This is a genomic window from Sphingomonas pokkalii, assembly GCF_003096275.1.
GTDB classification, from domain to species: Bacteria; Pseudomonadota; Alphaproteobacteria; order Sphingomonadales; family Sphingomonadaceae; genus Sphingomonas; species Sphingomonas pokkalii.
The window spans coordinates 1,797,737-1,805,134 of the sequence record NZ_QENQ01000001.1; the positions used below are offsets into that span (position 1 = coordinate 1,797,737).

A 7,398-nucleotide genomic window follows, 5' to 3' on the forward strand; every position below is an offset into this window, starting at 1 on the left:
TTAACCAGAAGCCGAAGGTGGCGCCGCGGAGCACCTCACGCGGATCGTGCCACGCTCCGCAGCGATGGACCGAAGCCGGCAGCTGCGCCGATCAGCTGTCAGGCTTGAAAGGTTCCACCTTGGCGTTTTCTGGTGACTGACCGGCGGCCTTCGTCAAACCGTGCATTCGGCCAAGCAAATCAGAGCATGGCGCTTTGGCGACACTTATATCGAGCGCTGACGCGACGATGCCTCTGGGAGCGGTTGCAATGACGGTGTCACCGTCCGGATGGTTCGCTCATGCCCTCTCGAAGCTGCTGCACGACCATGGGATCCGCCAGCGTAGAGATATCGCCGATCTGATCAGCCTGACCTTCTGCCAGTTTGCGCAATATGCGCCGCATGATCTTACCCGATCGGGTCTTTGGAAGCCCTGGGACGAACTGGATGACATCCGGTGTGGCTATTGGCCCGATTTCCTTGCGCACCAGGCTCCGCAGTTCCTTCCGTAGCGCCTCGCTTCCCTCCTCTCCTGCATTCAGCATCACGAAGGCATAGATTCCCTGCCCCTTGACGTCGTGCGGCATGCCTACGACGGCGGCCTCGCTCACCAGTTTGTGCATGTCCAGCGCGCTCTCCACTTCCGCAGTTCCCATGCGGTGCCCGGAGACGTTGATGACGTCATCGACCCGACCGGTGATCCAGAAATAGCCATCTGCGTCGCGGCGCGCCCCGTCGCCGGTGAAATAGGTGCCCGGGAAGGTGCTGAAATAGGTTTGGAAAAACCGTTCGTGATCGCCGAAGACGGTGCGCATCTGGCCGGGCCAGCTGCGGGTGAGGACCAGATTGCCCTCAGCCGCGCCAGCCAGCGCTTGGCCTTCGCCATCGACCAGCTCGGGGCTGACCCCGGGCAGGGGAAAGGTCGCGCTGCCGGGCTTGGTTGCCGTCGCGCCCGGCACGGGAGCGATCAGCGCCCCACCCGTTTCGGTCTGCCACCAGGTATCGACGATCGGGCATTCTCCCCGACCGATCCTCTCGTGATACCAGTCCCATGCTTCGGGGTTGATCGGCTCCCCCACCGTTCCGAGCAGGCGGATCGACGATAGGTCGTGGGGCGTCACCCATCGGTCTCCCTCGCGCATGAGCGCGCGGATCGCCGTCGGTGCGGTGTAGAAGATCGTCACGCCCAGGCGCGCGCTCGTTTCCCACAGCCGGCCCGGATCCGGGTAGTTGGGCACGCCATCGAACATGACCGTCCGCGCGCCGTTCGAGAGCGGGCCATAGACGACATAGCTATGCCCGGTGATCCAGCCGATGTCGGCGGTACACCAGAACAGGTCGTCGGACACGTCCCGTCCGTGCTCCGGTCCGAACAGCAGGTCATATGTCAGCGTGGACCACAGCAAATAGCCCCCGGTGGTATGGAGCACGCCCTTGGGTTTGCCGGTCGAGCCGGAAGTGTACAGGATGAAGAGAGGATCTTCGGCATGCATCGCCTCGGGCGCGCAATCGTCGGGGGCGGCGGCGCAAGCCTCCTCCCACCAGATGTCGCGCCCCTCCCGCATCGACACCGGGCCACCGGTTCGCCGCATGACGATGACCGAGCGAACCCCGCTTGCCCGCTCCAGCGCGCAATCGACATTGGCCTTGAGCGGAATCCGCTTGCCGCCGCGGGTTCCCTCATCGGCGGTGACAACGAAAGTCGCGCCGCAATCGATGATCCGGTCGGCCAGGCTTTCGGGCGAAAACCCGCCGAACACCACCGAATGGACCGCGCCGATCCGTGCGCAGGCGAGCATGGCGATCGCCGCCTCCGGCACCATCGGCATGTACAGGGCCACGCGGTCCCCCTTGGCGATGCCGTTGGCTTTCAGGACGTTGGCGAAGCGACAGACCTCGCGATGCAACGCGCGATAGGTCAAACTACGCCCTTCACCTGGCTCGTCGCCCTCGAACACGATCGCTGGCTGATCGCCGCGCGCCTCGAGATGGCGGTCGAGGCAGTTGACCGACACGTTCAGTTCGCCATCGGCAAACCAGCGTATGCCGAAGTCGCGCTTGTCGAAGCTGCTCTCGTCCGCCCTGGTCGGGAAGACGCTCCAGTCGAGGCGGCGCGCCTCCGCAAGCCAGAAGCCGTCCGCATCCCGATCGTGCGCTGCCTGCATCGCGCGAAGCCGATCTGCCCGGTGCAGCATGGCGATTTCCCCTTCGTCGTAGGCGCGGCTCCGCACGAGGAAGCGCCGGCCCGTCCCGTTGTCGAGGCTGAACATGCCGCCCCGCCCTTCCACCACGTCCAGGATCAGCTGCGTGTGCTTCCATGCCGCGAACTGCCCCGCCCCGATATAGACCGGGGTGGTGTCGATCGTACCCAGCAGCACGTCCGCGCCGCCGAGGCGGAACTCGCTGCGCGGGTAGACCATGGGACTGGAGCCGTCGCAGCACCCGCCGGACTGGTGGATCAGCACCGGACCATGGCGTGCAGCGATTTCGGCCAGCAGCCTCGCGGCTGCTTCCGTGGCAAGCACGCGGTGGACGGGGCGAGCCTGTGACAGGACCGCCCCGCCCATCGGCGCACGGCTCGTCATCATTGCGTCAGGTCGAGCACGGCGCGCCCGTTGATCTGTCCCTTGCGCATCCGCTCAAACACCGAATTGATATCGTCCAGTTTGGCGGTGGAGATGGTCGCCTTCACCTTGCCGTCACCGGCGAAATCGAGCGATTCCTGTAGGTCCAGTCGCGTGCCGACGATGGAACCGCGCACGGTGATGCCGTTCAGCACCATGCCGAAAATGTTGAGCGGGAAGTCGCCCGGCGGAAGTCCGTTGAGCGCGACGGTGCCGCCACGCCCGACCATGCCGACGGCCTGTTCGAAGGCCTTCTCGCTCACCGCCGTGACCAGCACGCCGCGCGCGCCGCCGCCGGTCATTCGCTTTACCGCGGCGGCGGGGTCCTTTTCGGTCCGCGCGTTGACGGTTTCCTTCGCGCCGAGTTCGCGTGCAAGCGCAAGCTTGGCGTCGTCCACGTCCACGGCGACCACGTCCAGCCCCATCGCGACCGCATATTGCACGGCCATGTGGCCCAGACCGCCGATACCGGAGATGACCACGGCATCGCCGGGCTTGGTGTCGGTCATCTTCAGCCCTTTATAGACCGTGACGCCCGCGCACAGTACCGGCGCAATCTCGTTGAACCCGATATTGTCGGGCAGGTGACCGACGTAATTGGGGTCGGCCAGGACATAGTCGGCGAACCCGCCATTGACCGAGTAGCCCGTGTTGCGCTGGCTTTCGCAAAGCGTCTCCCATCCGCCCAAGCAGTGGGTGCAATGGCCACAGGCGGTGTAGAGCCAGGGCACACCGACCCGATCGCCCTCCTTCACATGGGTTACCCCCTGCCCCACCGCGGACACGAAGCCCACGCCTTCATGCCCGGGGATGAAGGGCGGGTTGGGCTTGACCGGCCAATCCCCCTCCGCCGCATGCAGATCGGTGTGGCACACGCCCGATGCCTGGATCGCCACCTGGATCATGCCTGGCCCGACTTCGGGCACCGGCACCTCCTCGATCCGCAGGGGTTCGCCGAAGGCGCGCACGACGGCGGCTTTCATGGTCTTCGTCATGATGTCTCTCCTGGATTCTCTTTTGGGCACGGCGCGGCGAGGATTCGCCGCAACGCACCGCTCCGCCCTCGCCTCAGAAAAAGCCGAGTTTCTTCGGGCTGTAGCTGACCAGCATGTTCTTGGTCTGCTGATAGTGATCGAGCATCATGCGATGGTTTTCGCGCCCTATGCCGGACTGTTTGTAGCCACCGAATGCGGCATGGGCGGGATAGGCGTGGTAGCAATTGGTCCACACGCGCCCTGCCCGGATCGCGCGACCGAAGCGGTAGCACGTGTTCGCATCACGGCTCCACACCCCCGCTCCCAGGCCGTAGAGCGTGTCGTTGGCGATCTGCAGCGCCTCGTCATGATCCTTGAAGGTGGTCACGGCGAGTACGGGGCCGAAAATCTCCTCCTGGAAGATACGCATCCGGTTGTTGCCCCGGAACACGGTCGGCTTGACGTAGTAGCCGCCCGCGATTTCGCCGTCGAACCGCGCGGCCTCGCCACCGGTCAACAGTTCGGCGCCCTCCTGCTTGCCGATGTCGATATAGGACAGGATTTTCTGCTGCTGTTCGGACGAGGCCTGCGCGCCGATCATGGTTTCCATGTCGAGCGGGTTGCCGGCCTTGATGGCTTGTACACGGGCGATCGCGCGCTCCATGAAGCGATCGTAGATGCGTTCATGCACGAGCGCGCGGCTGGGGCATGTGCAGACCTCGCCCTGGTTCAGCGCGAACATCACGAAGCCTTCGATCGCCTTGTCGAGATAGTCATCGTCGTCACGGCACACATCCTCGAAGAAGATGTTGGGGCTCTTGCCGCCCAGCTCGAGCGTTACCGGGATGAGGTTCTCGCTGGCATATTGCATGATGAGACGGCCGGTGGTCGTCTCCCCGGTGAAAGCGATCTTTGCGATGCGGCTGCTGCTGGCGAGCGGCTTGCCCGCTTCCAAGCCGAAGCCGTTGACCACGTTCAGCACGCCGGCGGGCAGCAGGTCGCCGATCATTTCCAGCAGCACCATGATCGATGCCGGAGTCTGCTCGGCAGGCTTCAACACCACGCAGTTGCCCGCGGCCAGCGCCGGCGCAAGCTTCCACACCGCCATCAGGATGGGGAAGTTCCACGGGATGATCTGGCCGACCACGCCCAGCGGTTCGTGGAAATGATAGGCGACCGTATCCTGGTCGATCTCCGAAATGCCGCCTTCCTGCGCACGGATGCAGCCCGCGAAATAGCGGAAATGATCGATCGCCAGCGGGATGTCGGCCGCCACCGTCTCGCGCAGCGGCTTACCATTGTCCCAGGTTTCCGCGACCGCGAGCTTGAAGAGATTTTCTTCCATCCGGTCGGCGATGCGATTCAGGATCAGCGCGCGCTCGCCGGCACTGGTGCGGCCCCAGGCGTCCTTGGCGGCATGGGCTGCATCGAGTGCGGCTTCGATGTCGGCCGCCTGACTGCGCGCAACCTTGCCAACGGGCTTGCCGGTGACGGGCGAGATATTGTCGAAATACCGCCCATCCTTGGGCGCCGTCCACTTGCCGTCGATAAAGTTGTCGTACTTCTCTGCGAAGGGCGCGCTCATGGAAGCTGCCGGATTGGTTCGCATATCCATCATTCATCCTCTCACGTTGCCGGATGCTCCGGTCTCGAAGAGGATGATTTCGTGAAACAGCGGCACTGAGAAGAGTGGACAGTGCGAAGGGGGGGCGGCACTGTCTCGTTGTCGAGACAGCTTGACGGCACCTCGTGTCAATCGCGCGTCAAGCCGACCTTCTCCATCCGTCGATAGAGCGTGGCGCGTCCGATCCCGAGAGCCCTGGCGGCACGCGTTGCGTTTCCATCCGCCTGCGCCAAAGCGCGTCGCAATACCGCGCGTTCCGAGTCGCGAAAGGATGCGGCCTCGCCGCCGCCGAGGATGTCGGCAGCGCTTCGACACCCGGTCAGGCATGCATCGGTAAGATGAAAGCGATGGCGCGCAGCGTGCGTGGCGCCGATCACCAGATCGTCGCGATCGACTGCCAGCAAAGCCGAATCGCCCCCTGGAAGGTTTGCATCGATGATGCGATGCCCCTCGAAGTATCGACGAAAGATGCCGCTTTCGATCCGCCGCGCGGCGTCCTGAACGATCTTCTGGATCAGAGAGCCCATCGCCATCGTATGGTCGTCGCGGCAATTGGAGATATCCAGCGCGCCTACCAACTGCCCCGCTGCGTCTCGAACCGGAGCATCCATGCAGCTGATGCCGATGTTCCGACTGGCGAAATGCTCGTCGCGGTGGATCGTGATCGGCCGACCTTCCACGAGGCAGGTGCCGATCCCGTTAGTGCCTTCGCGGCTCTCGCTCCAGACGCCACCTGGCGTCAGCCCGACCTTGTCGAACATCTCCCGATCACCCGCGCTGCTCCGCGCTTCGAGGATGACGCCTTCATTGTCCGATAGCATGACGGCGCAACCGGTGACTGCGACGATCTGAAACAGCTGGTCGAGCAGAGGGCGCGCGACCTCGAGCATCAGGCCATGACGCTGCCGCCGCTGCGTGAGATCGCAGCCCGATACCAGATCGGATGCTCGCGCGGCGCCCGCGTCCAGTCCATGCTTGAGGCCCGATCGACACCAGCTTGCCGCGACGAAAGATCTCGCGGCACTCGAGGACGAGTGCAACACCTCCGCCACCGAGTCTTCGTGCTGAGCTGCCATAACATTCTCATAGCTAGTTTCGCGCAGGATGACGACGGAGGAATCGGCAATAAGCTTGCCTCCGCTGCCGATCCTCAATTTTCCGGCTTCATCATGGTGCGCAGCTCAAAACGAGCTCCACTCCCCAGCGCTGGAAGAGGATGTAATCGAGCGTCCGGGCTTCTGCTGCGCGTAAGCCTCCGGCTTGTTCCAGCCGGAACGGACTGCGACCCGCTCTGTTGGCTGACCAATGTTGAAATGCGAAGCAGCTTGGGTCAGCTGCATCACTTCGCTTGCGAGATTGCGCGCCGCGGCAGATGTCTGCTCGACCATCGCCGCATTCTGCTGCGTGGTTTGATCCATCGCGTTGACCGTGTCGCTGATCTCGCTAACAGCGTTCGCCTGCGCGTTGTTGTCTTTAGCGATGTTGCCAAGGAGGTCATGCACCTCGCCAACGTCATTCGAGATTCCAACAAACGCGCCGTCGACCTTAGGCACCATTTCCACGGCGGATAGAATCTCGGATTGTGTGGTGGTAAGCTGATCACGAGCCCGTCCGGCTTCCTCCTCCGCGCGCATCGCAAGAGCGGACACGAGATCGGCGACGACAGCAAAGCCGCGTCCGGCTTCGCCTGCGCGACCAGCTTCGACAGCAGCGTTCATGGCAAGGACGCGCGTTTGGAAAGCGATCTTGTCCAAACCTTCGATGACGCTGTCGATTCCTTTCGCGCTATCCGAGACTCTCCCCATGGCCGACACCGCATCATCGGCGATAACTCGCCCATCTGCGACCGTCGAGATCGCAGCATCCGCACGCGAAACCGTCTTGGCCGCCGCAGCAGCCGTTTGCTTCAGGCGGCTGTCCATTTGGGTGATTGCCGCGGTGGTTTCTTCCAAATTCGCGGCGTTCGCCTCCGTTCGCCGCGCCAGATCTTCAGAAGCCGTTGCAATCTCGTTGGCGCCACTCTCGATGGTGGTGGCACTAAGAGAAACTGCTCCGATCAGCTCCTTCAGACCTTCCAGCGTCAAATTGAAATCATCTCGCAGCGAAGCGTAATCGGAAGGAAAGCTGCGTGAGGTGGAAATTGTGCTGGGTCAGGGTGGGACGACCGCTGAGGCTTGCCGGCGTATCGCGGTCAGCG

The 7,398-nt window shown here is 63.5% G+C and carries 5 protein-coding genes; all 5 read right to left on the reverse strand.

Annotation, left to right across the window (positions count from 1 at the left end; all coding sequences use genetic code 11):
• Positions 1-257: 257 nt before the first annotated feature.
• A complete protein-coding gene (gene acs / locus DD559_RS08115) occupies positions 258-2,567 on the reverse strand; it encodes an acetate--CoA ligase (RefSeq protein ID WP_240610169.1) in 2,310 nt (769 codons plus the stop codon).
• On the reverse strand, positions 2,564-3,598 hold the full coding sequence (gene adhP, locus DD559_RS08120) for an alcohol dehydrogenase AdhP (protein WP_116468734.1): 1,035 nt from the start codon (positions 3,596-3,598) through the stop codon (positions 2,564-2,566). Before adhP ends, acs begins: the two co-directional genes overlap by 4 nt.
• 73 nt (positions 3,599-3,671) lie before the next feature.
• Positions 3,672-5,192, reverse strand: a complete 1,521-nt coding sequence (gene adh / locus DD559_RS08125; protein ID WP_116470796.1) for an aldehyde dehydrogenase — start codon at positions 5,190-5,192, stop codon at positions 3,672-3,674.
• Between the two features lie 137 nt (positions 5,193-5,329).
• Positions 5,330-6,355, reverse strand: a complete 1,026-nt coding sequence (locus tag DD559_RS08130; protein WP_368389681.1) for a helix-turn-helix domain-containing protein — start codon at positions 6,353-6,355, stop codon at positions 5,330-5,332.
• A gap of 27 nt (positions 6,356-6,382) precedes the next feature.
• Positions 6,383-7,285 (reverse strand): methyl-accepting chemotaxis protein, encoded by a 903-nt coding sequence (locus DD559_RS08135; protein WP_438270400.1) that lies wholly within the window; start codon positions 7,283-7,285, stop codon positions 6,383-6,385.
• Positions 7,286-7,398: the final 113 nt, after the last annotated feature.